The following is a 15,401-nucleotide window of genomic DNA, read 5'->3' as shown; positions in this document are numbered from 1 at the left end:
GTCGCGACCTCGGCGGTCCGGGAGCGCGAGGAGTGAGCCGGTCTTGCGAGCCCCGCAGTCGCGACCTCGGCGGTCCGGGAGCGCGAGGAGTGAGCCGGTCTTGCGAGCCCCGCAGTCGCGACCTTCTGCGCGTCCGGGAGAAGTGAGCGGCGACGCGGCGCGGCTGGTCGACGAGGCGCCCAAGGACACCGGGTACGGCCGCTCGCCGTTCGAGCGGGACCGCGCCCGCGTACTGCACTCGGCGGCGTTCCGCCGGCTCGCCGCGAAGACCCAGGTGCACACCGCCGGCACGAACGACTTCCTGCGTACCCGGCTGACCCACTCGCTGGAGGTCGCGCAGATCGCCCGCGAGATGGGCGCCCGGCTGGGCTGCGACCCCGACGTGGTGGACACCGCCGGACTGGCCCACGACCTGGGCCACCCGCCGTTCGGGCACAACGGTGAGTACGCGCTGGACGAGCTGGCGGCCACCTGCGGCGGGTTCGAGGGCAACGCGCAGACACTGCGGGTGCTCACCCGGCTGGAGGCGAAGGTGCTCACCCCGGACGGGCGTTCGGCCGGGTTGAACCTGACTCGGGCCGCGCTGGACGCGGTGAGCAAGTACCCGTGGCCGCGCCGCCCCGGCGAGCGCAAGTTCGGCGTGTACGCCGACGACCGCCTGGTCTTCGACTGGCTGCGTGAGGGCGCCCCGCCCGGCGAGCGCCGTTGCCTGGAGGCCCAGGTGATGGACTGGGCCGACGACGTGGCTTACTCGGTGCACGACGTCGAGGACGGCATCCACGGCGGGTACGTGGACCTGCGCCCGCTGCTGGCCGACCCGGACGAGCGGCGGGCGCTCTGCGCCGACGTGGCCGCCACGTACTCCGGCGAGGCGCCGGAGGACCTGGGCGAGGTGCTGGCCGACCTGCTCGCCGATCCGGTGCTCGCCCCGCTGGCCGCGTACGACGGCAGCCACCGTGCCCTCGCCGCGTTGAAGACCACCACGAGTGTGCTCACCGGCCGGTTCGTCTCCCGCGTGGTGGACGCCACGCAGCAGCGCCACGGTCCCGGTCCGCACCGCCGCTACGCCGCCGACCTGGTGGTGCCGCGCCGGATCCGGGCGCAGTGTGCGCTGCTCAAGGGCATCGCGCTGCGGTACGTGATGCGCCGCCCCGGTGCCGAGGACCGCTACGCGCGGCAGCGTGACGTCCTGGCCGGGCTGGTCGCGGCGCTGCTGGACCGGGCGCCCGACGCGCTCGACCCGGTGTTCGCGCCGCTGTGGCGGGACGCGGCGGACGACGCCGGGCGGCTGCGCGTGGTGGTCGACCAGGTCGCCTCGCTCACCGATCCGGCCGCGCTGGCCTGGCATGCCCGTCTGGTGTCGCCGAGCTGACCGGATCACCCCGCCGGAGCTTAGGCTAGCCTAAGCAGTATGACGGATCGCCCGAAGAAGCTCACCGCCGCCACGGTCGTCCGGACCACGCGGCCCACCCCGCACCTCATCCGCCTCGTGCTGGGGGGTCCGGAGCTGGCCGGGCTGCCGGTGGGCGCGTACACCGACCACTACGTCAAGTTCGTCTTCCCGCCGGCCGGGGTGACCTACCCGCACCCGGTGGACCTGGCGACGGTCAAGCGGGAGTTCCCGGCGGAGCAGTGGCCGCGCCTGCGCGCGTACACGGTCAGGGCCTGGGACGCCACGGCCGGTGAGATGACGGTGGACGTGGTGCACCACGGCGACGAGGGTCTGGCCGGGCCGTGGGCGGCGGCGCTGCGTCCCGGCGACCGGGTGTTGTTCACTGGGCCGGGCGGCGCGTACGCGCCGGACCCGGACGCCGACTGGCATCTGCTGGCGGGTGACGAGAGCGCGCTGCCGGCCATCGCCGCCGCCCTGGAACGGCTGCCGGCGGGCGCGCGGGCGAAGGTGTACGTCGAGGTCGGCAGCCCGGCCGACGAGCTGCCCCTGGCCGGCGCGGGCGAGATCGAGGTGCGCTGGCTGCACCGCGACGGACGCCCGTTCGGTGAGCCGCTGGTCGAGGCGGTCCGGGCGCTGGAGTTCCCGCCCGGCCGGGTGCACGCGTTCGTGCACGGCGAGGCCGGCGCGATGAAGGAGCTGCGGCGGCTGCTGCGCGTCGAACGCGGCGTGCCCCGGGGTGACCTGTCCATCTCCGGCTACTGGCGGCAGGGCCTGGACGACGAGGGCTGGCGGTCCACCAAGCCGGCCTGGAACGCCGCCGTGGAGGCCGAGGAGGCCGCCGCCGTCGTGTCCTGACCCGCCCCGCACTCGCCGCCCCGCTCCCGGCGCCGATCTTGGAGTTGTGGCACCTCTGATACCGGCATGGAACCGGCATTCCGGGCGCCACTACTCCATGATCGACGGAGGCGGAGTGGGGCGTTTCGTCCTACCCGGGCGGCTGCGCTGCCCAGGATGGGGCCATGGGGGAAGACGTGGGGAAGCGGGTCGACCGGGTGGTGCTCGGGCTCGGCGTGGCCGGCGTGCTGGCCGTGGTGGCCTGGGGCGTGTTCGCCCGGGGCTCACTGGCGCGGTTCGGCGAGTCCGGCCTGGCCTGGACCGTGAGCACGTTCGGCTGGTTCTTCGTGGTCGCGGCGGACGCCTTCCTGGTGCTGGCGGTCGTCGTGGCCGCCTCCCGGTTCGGCCGGATCCGGCTGGGCGCCGACGACGACGAGCCGGAGTTCGACACGCTGGCCTGGGTCGCCATGATGTTCAGCGCCGGCATGGGCATCGGCCTGGTGTTCTTCGCCGTGGCCGAACCGATCCAGCACTACGCGACGCCGCCTCCCGCCTCCGGCGTCGCGCCGCAGACCGGGGCCGCCGCCGCGACCGCCATGCAGTACACGCTCTTCCACTGGACGCTGCATCCGTGGGGCATCTACGCGATCGCGGCGCTGGCCCTGGCGTACTCGACGTTCCGCAAGGGGCGGGGCAACCGCATCTCGTCCGCGTTCACGCCGCTGCTCGGCGACCGGACCGACGGCCCGCTCGGCCGCGCGATCGACCTGCTCGCCGTCTTCGCCACCGTGTTCGGCTCCGCGACCAGTCTCGGGCTGGGCGCGCTCCAGGTGGCGGCCGGCCTCGACCTGGTGGCCGGTGTGCCGGACGGCCGGGCCGTCGAGCTGACGATCATCGGCGCGCTCACGCTCGCCTTCGTCGTCTCCGCCTTCTCCGGACTGCACCGGGGCGTCAAGTGGCTGTCCACCACGAACGTGCTGATCGCCGTCGTACTGATGCTGTTCGTGTTCGTGGTCGGTCCGACCGTCTACACGCTGGAGGTGTTGCCGGCCTCGGTCGGTGACTACCTGAGCGGCCTGGTGCGCATGTCGACGCGTACCGGGGCGTTCTCCGATCCGGCCTGGCTGGGCTCGTGGACCATCTTCTACTGGGCGTGGTGGATCTCCTGGGCGCCGTTCGTGGGCACGTTCATCGCCCGCATCTCACGCGGCCGTACGGTCCGCCAGTTCCTGATCGGGGTGCTGCTGATACCCAGCGGCGCGAGCACCGTCTGGTTCGCGGTGATGGGCGGGACCGCCCTGCGTACGCAGACCACCGGCACCCGGGACCTGGTGGCCGACGTGGAAGCCGGGTCCGAGCAGGCGCTGTTCGGGCTGCTCGACGCGCTGCCGCTGGCCACGCTGACGAGCGTGCTCGCCATGGTGCTGATCGCCCTCTACTTCGTCACCAGCGCGGACTCGGCGTCGCTGGTGCTCGGCTCGCTCAGCTCGCGTGGCGCGCTGCGGCCGCACCGCGGGGTGGTGGTGCTCTGGGGTGTGCTGATCGGCGCTGTCGCGGCGGCGTTGCTGCTGGCCGGCGGGCTGGCCGCGCTGCAGCAGGCGACCATCCTGGTCGCGCTGCCGTTCGTCGTGGTGATGCTGGGCCTGGCCGTCGCGGTGCTCCGGGAGATGGCCGCCGATCCGGTGCTGCGCGCCGGGCCCAGGCCCCGCCGCTCCGGCCTGGCCGCCGCGGTGAACGCGGCCCGGTCGTACGAGGAGGAGGAGCCGGCCCCCGTCACACGCTGGTTCCACCGCCCTCGCTCCTGAGTGGGGGTACCTCTGTTTGTAGTATGAGTGCTACATTCCGAGGCATGACTGCGGTCGAACTCCCCGGGGCCGTCGCGTCCCCCCGACCTCCCGACGAGGACCTCGTCCTCGACGTGCGGGATCTGCGCATGCGCTACGGCGCCGTCGACGTGCTGCACGGCGTCGACCTGACCGCCCGGCGGGGCGAGGTGGTGGCGCTGCTCGGGCCCAACGGCGCCGGCAAGACCACCACCATCGAGATCCTCGAAGGCTTCCGGCTGTCCTCGGCCGGCACGGTGCGGGTGCTCGGCGTCGACCCGGCCCGCGGCGACGAGCGGTGGCGGGCCCGGCTGGGCGTGGTCCTCCAGTCCTGGCGCGACCACGGCAAGTGGCGGGTACGGGAACTACTCGCCCACCTCGGCGACTTCTACGCGCCGTACGGCACCGACCGGATCCCGCGCCCGTGGCCGGTCGACGAGCTGCTGGAGACGGTGGGCCTGACCGCGCACGCCGGCAGCCGGGTGTCCCGGCTCTCCGGTGGACAGCGCCGCCGGCTCGACGTCGCGGTCGGCATCGTCGGCCGCCCGGAGCTGCTGTTCCTGGACGAGCCGACGGTCGGCTTCGACCCGGCCGCCCGGCGCGAGTTCCACGAGCTGGTGCACCGCCTGGCCGACCTGGACGAGACCACGATCGTGCTGACCACGCACGACCTGGCCGAGGCGGAGAAGCTGGCCGACCGCATCCTCATCCTGGCCGGCGGCCGGATCATCGCCGAGGGCTCGCCCGACCAGCTCGCCCGGCGCGTCGCGGGGGACGCCGAGGTGCGCTGGACCCGGGACGGCGAGCGGTACGTGCACGCCACCGCCGACGCCACCGCCTTCCTGCGCGACCTGCTGCGCGAGCACGGCGACGGGGTGCGCGAGCTGGAGGTGCGCCGGGCCAGCCTGGAGGACGCGTACCTGGCGCTGGTGCACGAGGAGGAGACCGGCATCCGTACCGGCCGGGCCGAGCGGGTGTGGCAGCAGGAGGCGAACCGATGAACCCGACCACGAACGCGCTGCGGGCCGGGCTGCGGCGCGGCGCGATCGAGCTGCGCGCCACGTTCACCAACGGCCAGGATCTCTGGACCTACTTCTTCCCCACAGTGGTGCTGCTGGTCGCCGTGTTCTGGATGCGCGGCTCGACGGTGCCCGGCACCGACTTCTCGCTCGGCGCCCGTACGCTGCCCAGCGCGCTCGGCATGGGCCTGCTCTTCGGCGGCCTGCTCGGGCTGGCCAACCAGCTCGTCATCGACCGGGAGGACGGCACGCTGCTGCGCGCCAAGGCGATCCCGGACGGCATGCTCGGCTACCTGGTCGGCAAGATCGTGCTGGTCTCGGCGGTCGCGCTGATCGGCGTGGTCATCCAGCTCACGCCCGGCCTGTTCTTCCTGGACGGGCTGCGGCTCGGCGACCCGGGCGCCTGGCTCACGCTGGCCTGGGTGGTGCCGCTCGGGCTGGTGGCGACGCTGCCGCTGGGCGCGGTGATCGGCTCGCTGATCGAGAACCCGCGCAACATGGGCCTGGTGGTGATGCCGATCTTCGGTCTGATCGCGCTGTCCGGCATCTTCTATCCGATCAACGGCCTGCCCGGCTGGCTCCAGGGCGTCGCCCAGGTCTTCCCGCTCTACTGGCTAGGCTTGGGCATGCGCTCGGCGCTGCTCCCCGGCGACCTCGCGGCCGTCGAACTCGGCGGCTCCTGGCGGCACCTGGAGACGGTCGGCGTGCTCGGCGCCTGGGCGGTGCTCGGGCTCGTGCTGGCCCCGGTGGTGCTGCGCCGGATGGCCCGCCGGGAGTCCGGCTCGCGGGTCGCGGCCCGGCGGGAGCGGGCCATGCAGCGGGTCGGATGAGAGGGCGTCGATGAGCGAGACCGTGCACAACCGCATCGCGGTGCTGCGCGCCGAACGGGGCATCTCCCGCCGGCAACTGGCCGACGCGCTCGGTGTGCACTACCAGACCGTCGGTTACCTGGAGCGCGGCGAGTTCCGGCCCAGCCTGCACCTGGCGTTGCGCATCGCCGCGTACTTCGAGGTGCCGGTCGAAGTGGTCTTCTCCATCGAGCCGTTCCCGCGCATCGGCGACCCCGCGACGGCCCGCTCGGCCTGAGCCGGCGGGGGCGGGCGTGGCCGGCCACACGCCCGTCCCCCCGGCCGCCGCAACGTCGGTCCGGCAGGGCAGGATGTACGCCGAGGGGGTGGCGGTCATGGCGGGGCGGATCCGGGACGAGGACATCGCGCTGGTCCGCGAGCGCACCGCCATCGCGGACGTCATCTCCGAGGTGGTGACGCTCAAGTCGGCCGGGGGCGGCAACCTCAAGGGGCTGTGCCCGTTCCACGACGAGAAGAGCCCGTCGTTCAACGTCTCGCCCGCCCGCAACGTGTTCTACTGCTTCGGCTGCGGGGTCGGCGGCGACGCGATCAAGTTCCTGATGGACGCGGAGCACCTCAGCTTCGTCGAGTCGGTCGAGCGGCTGGCCGCCCGCGCCGGCATCCAGTTGCGCTACGTCGAGGACGACAGGTCCGCGCCGCGTGCCCGCCCGCAGCAGGGGCAGCGGCAGCGCCTGGTGGCCGCGCACGCCGCCGCCGTCGAGTTCTACCGCGCCCAGCTCAGCACCGCCGGCGCCCGCCCGGCCCGCGAGTTCCTCGCCGGGCGCGGCTTCGACCGGGCCGCCGCCGAGCGGTACGGCTGCGGCTTCGCCCCCGACGGGTGGGACCTGCTCACCAAGCACCTGCGCCAGCAGGGCTTCACCCACGACGAGCTGGTCACCGCCGGCCTGTCCCGCCCGGCCCGCTCCGGTTCGCTGATCGACCGGTTCCGCCGCCGCCTGATGTGGCCGATCCGGGACATCACCGGCGACGTGATCGGCTTCGGCGCCCGCAAGCTCTTCGACGACGACGACGGCCCCAAATACCTGAACACCCCCGAGACGCCGATCTACAAGAAGTCGCACGTGCTCTACGGCATCGACCAGGCCAAGCGGGAGATCGCCAAGCAGGGCAAGGTGGTGGTGGTCGAGGGCTACACCGACGTGATGGCCTGCCACCTGGCCGACGTGCCGACGGCGGTGGCGACCTGCGGCACGGCGTTCGGCGGCGACCACATCTCGGTGCTGCGCCGGGTGCTGTTCGACAGCGACGAACGGGCCGGCGAGATCATCTTCACCTTCGACGGCGACGCGGCCGGTCAGAAGGCCGCGCTGCGCGCGTTCGAGGACGACCAACGCTTCGTCGGGCGTACCTTCATCGCGGTCAGCCCCGACAACATGGACCCGTGCGAGCTGCGGCTGGCCAAGGGCGACCTGGCCGTACGCGACCTGGTGGCCCGCCGCGAGCCGCTGGTCGACTTCGCCCTCCGGCACGTGATCAGCCGGTTCGACCTGGACACCGTCGACGGCCGGGTCGAGGCCATGCGCCGCGCCGCGCCTCTCGTGGCGAAGATCAAGGACCGGGAGAAGCGCCCGGAGTACGTCCGCAAGCTCGCCGGTGACCTCGGCATGGAGATCGAGCCGGTGCAGCGCGCGGTGCTCGGCGCGGCGAACGGGCAACCCGCGCCCGGTGCTCCCGCCGCACCCGCGCGCCCCGGCCGGCCCGCGCCCAGCGTGGACAGCCCTCGGTCCATGGTGGAGCGGGAGGCGCTGAAGCTGGCGTTGCAGGAGCCGGTCCTGGCCGGCCCGATGTTCGACGCGGTCGAGGTGACCGACTACCAGCACCCGGTGCACGTCTCGGTACGCGCCGCGGTGGCCGCGGCCGGCGGCGCGTCCGCCGCCACCGGCGGCGCGGTCTGGATCGAGCGGGTCCGCGACGCGTGCGACGACCTGGCCGGGCAGGCGCTGATCGGTGAGCTGGCGGTGGAGCCGCTGCGCATCGACGGCGAGCCGGACCCGAGGTACGTCTCGATCACCATGGCGCGGCTGCAGTGGAGTTCGGTCACCGGCCGCATCCGTGACCTGAAGTCGAAGATCCAGCGGATCAACCCGGTGAGCAACAAGGACGAGTACTTCGCCCTGTTCGGGGAACTGCTCTCGCTGGAACAGCACGCACGGGCACTGCGCGAGCAGGCCGCCGGAGGTTTGTGATGGGTCTGTTCAACCGCCGGCCGAAACTCCCGTCGGCCGACCGGCCGCCGCTGGCCGCCGACGAGCGGGTGCTCGCCTGGGCCGCCGCCGGCACCGGCGAGGGCGGCAACGACGGCGTGCTGGTCGCCAGCAACCGCGGGCTCTGGCTGCCCGGCCGGGTGGACCGCCTCGGCTGGCACGACATCCTCAAGGCGGTCTGGTCCGGCCGGGAACTCACTGTCACGCCGGCCGAGCCGGTCGCCGAGCGCGACGGCTACCTGGTGGTCGCGGACGGCCTCCCCGGGACGTACCTGCTCGTCGACCCGGGTGACCTGCCGCACCAGGTCCGGGCCCGGGTCACCGGCTCGGTGGCGTACACCTCGCACCACGAGGTGCCCGGCGGCTCCGGCCGGATCGCGGCCCGGCGGGTGCCCGGGGTCGACGGTCTGACCTGGACGGTCCGCTACGACCCGGGGACGCCGGCCGACGACGAGGCGGTGACCGACGAGACCGCCCGGCTGGTCGCGGCGGCGCGGGCCGCCACCGCCCCCGCCGACGCCTGAGGCCGCGCCACGCCCGGAGTCACACGGGGTCAGGCACGTGGGCGGGCGCCGTCGAGGAAGAGCGCGACGACCCGGGCGGGTCCGGTCTCGTCGGTGAGGTCGGCCGCGCGGGCCAGGTGCAGGAACGCGTTCATCAGGAACTCCGGTTCGCCGGTGACGGCGCCCTCGGCCCGGGCGTCGGCGAAGAACCGGGTCACCGGCGCCAGCATCAGGGCGACGTAGAGGCCCGAGACGTGCTCGCTGGTCTCGGCGGAGACGAGCGGCAGGGTGTCGTAGATGCGCTGCTCGAACGTGACCGCGTCGCCGTGCTGACCGGCGGCGACGGTGGCGAGCGCGAGCAGCCGCTGCGGCACGTCGCCGGGGCCGGCCAGCGCCGCCGCGATCCGACCACCGACGTCCCGGATGTACCGTTCCGCCACCGCGATGTAGAGATCCTCCTTCCCGCCGGGGAAGTGGTGGTAGATGGACGGCTTCTGGATGCCGACGCTGCGGCCCACGCCGACCAGGGAGATGCCCTGGTAGCCGGTCGCGCGGAGCTGCTCGGCGAAGGCGTCCATGATCTGGGTGCGGGTGTCGGCTGGGCTCATCGGTTCTTCCTCGCGTGGTGGAGGGCGAGGGCGCAGGCCGCGGTCCCGGCGACGGCGAGGGTGACGATCGCCGCGACGCCGATCGGGGCCGCGGTGAGCGCCGCGTCGCCGCCGAGCTGGCGGGCGGTGTCGACGATATAGGTGAGCGGGTTGGCGACGGCGATCACCCGCATCCAGCCGGCGAGTTCGTCGACCGGCGCGAACACGCCGGTGAAGAACGACAGGCCGAACACGACGAGCGTGACCAGGTTGGTGGCCGACGCCGAGCCCGACCGGAGCGCGAGCGCCATGCTCAGCAGCGCGACGCCGAGGCCCAGGGCCAGCATCAGCAGCAGCATCCCGGCGACGCCGGACCAGCTCGCCGGCCGGTAGCCGATCGCGGTGGCCCCGGCCACTGTGACCGCCATCTGGAGGACGACGGCGATCAGCGCGGCGACGGCCGGGCCGACGAGGAACGGTGTCGTGGTGCCGTGGGCGAGCCGGAGGCGGTCGAGGTATCCGCTGGTGAGGTCGCCCAGCACCAGCGTGCCGGCGGCGCCCGCGCCGGTGGCGACGCCGGTGAGCAGGATCAGCGGCAGCAGGAACGCGATGAAGCTCGTCCCGTCCAGGTAGGTGCTGCCGACGGAGTCGAGCTGCCCGGCGTAGACGAGCAGGAAGAACAGGGACTGGGCGACCGGGGCGACCAGCAGCGCGGGCGTCCGGAGCACGGCGCGCGTGGAGCGTCTGATCGCCGCGAGGACGACGGGGGCCGGTGAGCGGCGGGGCGGGGTGACTGCGAGCGGGAGCACGGATCCGGGCCTTTCGGGGTGCGGTGGGGTCACGCCTCAGCGGGCGGCGAGGGCGACGAAGACGTCGTCGAGGGAGGGCTCGGCGAGGTGCAGCCGGGTGATGTCGGCGGCGGCGTCGCCGGCCTCGGTCAGGGCCTTCGCCAGGGCACGCGGGTCGTCGGGCACGCTGAGGCGTACCCGGTCCGGCCGGTCGGGATCGGCGCGGAATCCGGCCTCGGACGCGGCGGCGAACGCGGTGGCGGCGGCGGCGCCGGAGAGGTCGAGCGTGAGCGTACGGGCGCCGACGCGTTGCTTGAGCGCCGCCGGTGGGCCCTGGGCGACCACCCGGCCGTCCCGGAGCACCGCGATCTCGGTGGCGAGCACGTCCGCCTCGTGCAGGTCCTGGGTCGAGAGGAGCAGCGACGTGCCGGCCTGGTTGAGGCGGGTCAGCTCGGTCCAGAAGTCGATGCGCGCGAGCGGGTCCAGGCCGGTGGTCGGCTCGTCCAGGATCACCACGGCGGGCTCGGCGACGAGCGCCACGGCCAGGTCGAGCTTGCGGCGGGTGCCCCCGGAGAGCTTGGCCACCCGGGTCGAGCGGTGCTCGCCCAGGCCGAACAGGTCGACGAGTTCCCGGGTGCGGCGCGCCCGCTCACGGCGGCCGAGCCCGAGCGCCACGGCGTGGAAGTCGAGCACCTCCGTCGGGGAGGCCAGCGGGTCCAGGGCGTTCGACTGCGGCGCGAGGCCGATCAGGCGCCGGGCCTCCCGGGCCTGCGTGACGGTGTCGAACCCGCCGACGCGTACCGAGCCGGACGTCGGGGTGCGCAGCGTCGCGACGATCTCCAGCAGCGTGGACTTGCCGGCGCCGTTGTGGCCGAGCACGACGAACCGGCTGCCGGGCGCGACGGTGAGGTCGAGCGCGCGCAGGGCGTCCCGGGTCCCGTAGGTCTTGGTCAGGGCGGAGGCGAGCACGAGCGGGGTCATGCCGTCACCCTACCGACCGGTCGGTAGGGGAGCCAAATCCGATTGTCGACCCACCCGCCCGCCGCTAGCGTCACGGCATGTTCGCCACCGAGCGCGTCCGTCTGCGCCCGCCCACCCCCGACGACGCGCCGGACCTGTTCCGGCTGAACGCCGATCCGGAACTGCATCTGGTCACCGACGACGGGCCGTTCCTGCCGCACCACGTCGGCCACGTCCGGGCCCGGCTGGAGAAACGCGCCGCCGAGCAGCCGGCGCTCGACGCCGCGGTGTCGCTGCTGGCCGAGACCGTCGCCGACGGCACGTTCCTCGGCACCGGCGTGCTGTGGGGCATCAACACCTTCAACGGGTACGCCCACCTCGGCATCACCCTGCTGCCGGAGGCGCGCGGTCAGGGCTACGGCACCGAGGTGATCCGGCTGCTCTGCCGGTACGGCTTCCGCAACCGCAACCTGCGGCGCCTGGAGATCGAGACGCTCGCCGGCAACACGGCCATGCGGCGTACCGCCGAGAGATGCGGGTTCGTCCACGAGGGCACCCAGCGGGACCGCGAGTACGACGGCGACGGCTACACCGACCTGGTGCTCTACGGCCTGCTGCGGCGCGACTGGACGCCGTAGCCGCAGTGGTGCCGCCCCGGCGCTGGCCGAGGCGGCACGGTCCTGCGCTCAGCCGGTGCGGTAGAACCGTTGCGCGCCCGGGTGCAACGGGATCGGGCGGGTCGCCGCGGCGCTGGACCGGTTGAAGTTCGCCGCCTCCGGGTGCACCTGGATCAGCTCCCCCTGCCAGGTGAACAGCACCCGGGTCAGGTCGTACGCGAGTTGCTCCGGCATGTCCGCCGCCACCAGGATCACGTTCGCCACCGTGATGGTCGGCGTCGGCGCGGGGGTGCCGTAGACCTCCTTCGGCAGCGTCGCGGTCGTGTAGACCGCGCCGAAGCGGGCGCTCAGCGGCTCGATCAGTTCGTCGATCGGCAGCAGCCGGAACGTGCCGGGCGCGGAGGACAGCAGGTCCTTGACGCCAGGTGTGGGCAGACCGCCGGAGAAGAACATGGCGTCCAGGCCCTTGGCCCGCATCTGCTTCACCGTTTCCGGCAGCGACAGGTTGAGCCGTTGGATGTCCCGGTTCGGGTCGATGCCGGCGGCGGTGAGCAGGCGCCCCGCGATGATGTCGGTGCCGGACTTCGGCGAACCGGTGGAGATGCGCTTGCCGCGCAGGTCGGCGAAGCTGCGGATCTTGCCGTCGGCGCGGACGATCACGTGCGTGTAGTTGCTGTAGACCCGCGCCAGCGCGCGCACCGCCTGCGGCTGCTTGTCGAACGCCCCACGCCCGTCCACCGCGTCCGCCGCCGTGTCGGCCAGGCTGAACGCGATCTCCATGTCCCCGCTCGCCACCCGGGTGATGTTCTCCACCGAGGCGCCGGTCGGCTCCGCCCGCGCCTCGTACCCGGGCAGGTGACGGGTGATCAGGTCGGCGTATCCGCCACCGAGCTGGTAGTAGACGCCTGTGGTGTTGCCGGTGGCCAGGAAGATCCGCCCACCGTGCCACGCCTCCGGGGCCGGGTCCTCGGCCGCGCAGCCGGCCACCAGCACCGCCGTCATCAGCGCGGCGGTCAGCCGCACCGCACGGCCGGTCACCGGCGGACCGCCGGTTCCAGCGCCTCCGCCACCCGCTGCACCAGCGTCGCCGTCTCGTAACCGATCTGGCCCAGGTCGCAGCCGGGCGCGGCGAGCACGCCGAGCAGCGCCCGTTCACCCACCGCCATCACCAGCATCACCCCGCCGTCCATGTCGACGATCTGCTGGCGCACCCGGCCGGCGGACATCAACCGGGCCGCGCCCACGGTCAGGCTCGCCAGCCCGCTGATCACCGCCGAGAGCTGGTCGACCTGGTCCGGGGCGAGGTCCGGCGAAGACGCCAGCCGCAGCCCGTCCTCGGAGACCGCGAGCGCGTGCGAGACGTCCGGCACCTGCTCGGCGAAGTTCGCCAGCAGCCAGTCCAGGCCGGCGGAGGACGGTGAGGTCATGGTCTTCTCCCGGTGGGTGTGGTGTTCGGGGCACGGCGGGTCGCGCTGGCCACCCCCTCGGCGAGGGCGGACAGCCGGGCACGTACCACTTCGGGGTCGAGCAGGTCGACGGCCGGCGGCGGTGCGGTGGCGTCCGGCATCGGCTCGGGCAGGTGGCCGCCCACCTGCCGCCGGGGCAGCCCGGCGGCGGTGGTCGGGACGGGCGTCGGCGGCCCGCTCACCGGCCGGATCCGGGCCGTGCTCGGCGCCAGCAACGCGCCTCCCGGCGTGCGGACGGCGGCGACGCCGCGCACCGGGCCGACGGGCGTGGCGCTGGTGACGAGGCTGCGGCTGCCGGCCGCCGACCGCGCCGCGGGCCCGGACTTGAACCATGCCGCGGCGCGCGGTCGCCGCTCGACCATCGGCCGCGACGCCACCGACTCGACCCGGGTCAGCGCCGACTCCGGTACGTCGACCTGCGCCACCGTTCCGGTGCCGGGGTTGTGCAACTGCACCCGGATGCCGTGCCGGGCAGCCAGGTGGGCCACCACGTGCAGGCCCATGCTGCCCGCCGCGGCGCTGGAGAGCGTGGCCGGCGCGGCCAGCCGCTCGTTGATCTCGGCCAGCCGGCCCTCGCTGACACCGATGCCCTGGTCGTGGACGCGCAGCACCAGCCCGTCAACGGTGCGCCGGCCGTCGACGAGTACCCGGGCCGCGGGCGGCGAGTAGACGGTGGCGTTCTCCAGCAGCTCGGCCAGGAGGTGCACCAGGTTGCCGGCCGCCGCGCCGTGCACTGCGGCGGTCGGCACGTCGATCTCCACCCGCGGGTAGTCCTCGATCTCGGAGGCCGCCGCCCGTACCACGTCCTCCAGCAGCAACGCGCCCTCGTGCCCCCGGCCGGGCTCACCACCGGCGAGCACCAGCAGGTTCTCCCCGTTGCGACGCAACCGGGCGGCGAGGTGGTCCAGCGCGAACAGCCGGGCCAGCGCGTCCGGGTCGGTCTCCTCGCGCTCGAAGTCGTCGAGCAGCCGCAGCTGCCGGGTGATGAGCGTCCGGATGCGCCGGGCCAGCGCCTCCGCCATCCGGGTCACGTCCAGCCGCAACTCGGCCTGCTGGCCGGCCAGCCGCAACGCGGCCCGGTTCACCGTGTCGAACGCCTCGGCGACCTGCGCCACCTCGTCCCGGCCCCGCCTGATCCCGTCGGTCATCCGGGTCGCCGCACCCTCCGCCGGGGTGCCCTCGCCCGCCGCGATCGCGGTGATCCGTTCCGGCAGCTCCCGGTTCGCCATGGTGAGCGCGGCCACCCGCAGCCGGCGCAACCGGCGGCTGGTGCGGACCGCCAGCAACACGGCGGTGACCAGCGATCCGAGCGCGACGGTGCTCGTCGCACCGGCGGTCAGCACCGCGCGCAGCCGGGCCGCCGCGGCCAGGTCCGCCGCGTCCCGGTCCAGCCCGTCGGACAGGTCCCGGCCGAGCAGGTTGTACCGGCGGATCGCGCCGCTCTGCGCCACGTACCAGGCGTCGCCGTCGATCTCCACCGTGCCCGGCGCGCCGTCGAGGTCGAGGACGGCGTCCCGCATCCGGCGGGCCGTGGTCACGTCGGCGCCATCGACCAAGCGGTACCAGGCGGTTCTCGACGAGTCGGAGGCGATCCGCAGGAACTCGGCCTGCCGCTGCTCCCGGGCACCCCGCAGCCGGCCCAGCCGGGCCAGTTCGCCACTTTGCAGTCCACCGCGGACGAACACCGCCCGTAGCAGGTCGCGCTCCAGCGAGGACAGATGCTCCTGGGCGGCCACCGCTGCCACCTCACGGGCCTGGTTGGCCAGGTCGGCGTCGCGGAGCTGGCTCGGCAGCGCGTCCGCGACCGCGAGCAGGGACTCCACGAGCGACACGTACGCCGGGTCGGCGTCCTCGCCAGCCACCGCCTGCTCCCGGGTGGGGGCGAGCTTGTCCAGGCGCCGGCTGGCGTCGTTGAGCACGGGTGCCAGGTCGGGGGCGGCCCGGCGCGCGTCACCCTGCGCCGCGCGGTAGCGCTCCACAGCCGTGTCCACCCGGCGACGCTGCGCGTCCACGAGCGGGCGGCCCGACGTACCACCGCGCTGGCGCAACGCGGCCGTCTCGCCCAGTTCGCGTTCCAGCTCGTGCACCAGACGTACGGTCGCGGTGGCGGTGCCGGCGAGCACGCGGGCCCGGTCGGCGTCGGTGGACGCGTCGAGCGCGGCGTCGGTCTGCGCCGCGCCCAGCACGACCAGGCCGGCGGTGGCCACCAGGATCGGGGCCAGCAGTTGGACGCGGACCGAGCGGAGGCGTCCGGTGCGGTCCGCGGAGCGGTGATGCCGGCGTACGCGAGCCGGGTGGGGCAGCGGCACGGGGGTCTCCGGGTCGGGTCGGTGGGCCG

General features: G+C 74.0%; 15 protein-coding genes. 9 read left to right on the top strand and 6 right to left on the bottom strand.

Annotation, left to right across the window (positions count from 1 at the left end; genetic code table 11):
* Positions 1-142: 142 nt before the first annotated feature.
* The 8 genes from ACQP26_RS23360 (at position 143) to ACQP26_RS23325 (ending at position 8,666) form a co-directional block, all read left to right on the top strand.
* A complete protein-coding gene (locus tag ACQP26_RS23360; RefSeq protein WP_433494014.1) occupies positions 143-1,372 on the top strand; it encodes a deoxyguanosinetriphosphate triphosphohydrolase in 1,230 nt (409 codons plus the stop codon).
* A 39-nt stretch (positions 1,373-1,411) separates the two neighbouring features.
* Positions 1,412-2,248 (top strand): siderophore-interacting protein, encoded by an 837-nt coding sequence (locus ACQP26_RS23355; protein WP_433494013.1) that lies wholly within the window; start codon positions 1,412-1,414, stop codon positions 2,246-2,248.
* Between the two features lie 164 nt (positions 2,249-2,412).
* Positions 2,413-4,032, top strand: coding sequence for a BCCT family transporter (locus tag ACQP26_RS23350; RefSeq protein ID WP_433494012.1), 1,620 nt, complete (start codon positions 2,413-2,415; stop codon positions 4,030-4,032).
* Between the two features lie 44 nt (positions 4,033-4,076).
* Positions 4,077-5,051, top strand: coding sequence for an ABC transporter ATP-binding protein (locus tag ACQP26_RS23345; protein ID WP_433494011.1), 975 nt, complete (start codon positions 4,077-4,079; stop codon positions 5,049-5,051).
* Positions 5,048-5,899: an ABC transporter permease gene (locus tag ACQP26_RS23340; protein WP_269704620.1), complete on the top strand. Its 852-nt coding sequence runs from the start codon at positions 5,048-5,050 to the stop codon at positions 5,897-5,899. Before ACQP26_RS23345 ends, ACQP26_RS23340 begins: the two co-directional genes overlap by 4 nt.
* A gap of 10 nt (positions 5,900-5,909) precedes the next feature.
* Positions 5,910-6,155, top strand: a complete 246-nt coding sequence (locus ACQP26_RS23335; protein ID WP_018787373.1) for a helix-turn-helix transcriptional regulator — start codon at positions 5,910-5,912, stop codon at positions 6,153-6,155.
* 73 nt (positions 6,156-6,228) lie between these two features.
* Positions 6,229-8,124 (top strand): DNA primase, encoded by a 1,896-nt coding sequence (dnaG, locus tag ACQP26_RS23330; protein WP_269704621.1) that lies wholly within the window; start codon positions 6,229-6,231, stop codon positions 8,122-8,124.
* Entirely contained in the window at positions 8,124-8,666 is a 543-nt protein-coding gene (locus ACQP26_RS23325; protein WP_269704622.1) for a hypothetical protein, read from the top strand. Before dnaG ends, ACQP26_RS23325 begins: the two co-directional genes overlap by 1 nt.
* 29 nt (positions 8,667-8,695) lie before the next feature.
* On the opposite strand, the gene ACQP26_RS23320 is transcribed toward ACQP26_RS23325, so the two are convergent.
* Genes ACQP26_RS23320 through ACQP26_RS23310 form a run of 3 tightly spaced genes read right to left on the bottom strand, consistent with a single transcriptional unit; the run spans position 8,696 to position 11,001 of the window.
* Complete coding sequence (locus ACQP26_RS23320) at positions 8,696-9,253, bottom strand: TetR/AcrR family transcriptional regulator (protein WP_269704623.1); 558 nt, start codon at positions 9,251-9,253, stop codon at positions 8,696-8,698.
* On the bottom strand, positions 9,250-10,041 hold the full coding sequence (locus ACQP26_RS23315; RefSeq protein WP_269704624.1) for an ABC transporter permease: 792 nt from the start codon (positions 10,039-10,041) through the stop codon (positions 9,250-9,252). Before ACQP26_RS23315 ends, ACQP26_RS23320 begins: the two co-directional genes overlap by 4 nt.
* A gap of 36 nt (positions 10,042-10,077) precedes the next feature.
* Positions 10,078-11,001: an ATP-binding cassette domain-containing protein gene (locus tag ACQP26_RS23310; RefSeq protein ID WP_433494010.1), complete on the bottom strand. Its 924-nt coding sequence runs from the start codon at positions 10,999-11,001 to the stop codon at positions 10,078-10,080.
* A 77-nt stretch (positions 11,002-11,078) separates the two neighbouring features.
* Here ACQP26_RS23310 and ACQP26_RS23305 point away from each other — a divergent pair, with 77 nt between their 5' ends.
* A complete protein-coding gene (locus tag ACQP26_RS23305) occupies positions 11,079-11,618 on the top strand; it encodes a GNAT family N-acetyltransferase (protein WP_269704626.1) in 540 nt (179 codons plus the stop codon).
* A 48-nt stretch (positions 11,619-11,666) separates the two neighbouring features.
* Here ACQP26_RS23305 and ACQP26_RS23300 read toward each other — a convergent pair whose 3' ends face one another.
* Genes ACQP26_RS23300 through ACQP26_RS23290 form a run of 3 tightly spaced genes read right to left on the bottom strand, consistent with a single transcriptional unit; the run spans position 11,667 to position 15,372 of the window.
* The gene (locus ACQP26_RS23300) at positions 11,667-12,635 is read right to left on the bottom strand and encodes a TAXI family TRAP transporter solute-binding subunit (RefSeq protein ID WP_269704627.1); all 969 of its coding nucleotides are present in this window, start codon (positions 12,633-12,635) and stop codon (positions 11,667-11,669) included.
* Positions 12,632-13,024: a roadblock/LC7 domain-containing protein gene (locus tag ACQP26_RS23295; protein WP_091421601.1), complete on the bottom strand. Its 393-nt coding sequence runs from the start codon at positions 13,022-13,024 to the stop codon at positions 12,632-12,634. The genes ACQP26_RS23300 and ACQP26_RS23295 overlap by 4 nt, the downstream gene beginning before the upstream one ends.
* The gene (locus ACQP26_RS23290) at positions 13,021-15,372 is read right to left on the bottom strand and encodes a nitrate- and nitrite sensing domain-containing protein (protein ID WP_433494009.1); all 2,352 of its coding nucleotides are present in this window, start codon (positions 15,370-15,372) and stop codon (positions 13,021-13,023) included. The genes ACQP26_RS23295 and ACQP26_RS23290 overlap by 4 nt, the downstream gene beginning before the upstream one ends.
* Between the last annotated feature and the right edge of the window lie 29 nt (positions 15,373-15,401).

This window comes from Micromonospora sp. CA-248089 (genome assembly GCF_050948515.1).
Lineage (GTDB): Bacteria > Actinomycetota > Actinomycetes > Mycobacteriales > Micromonosporaceae > Micromonospora.
The sequence above is the reverse complement of the archived record's forward strand: the minus strand, read 5'-3'. Positions and strand labels throughout refer to the sequence as shown.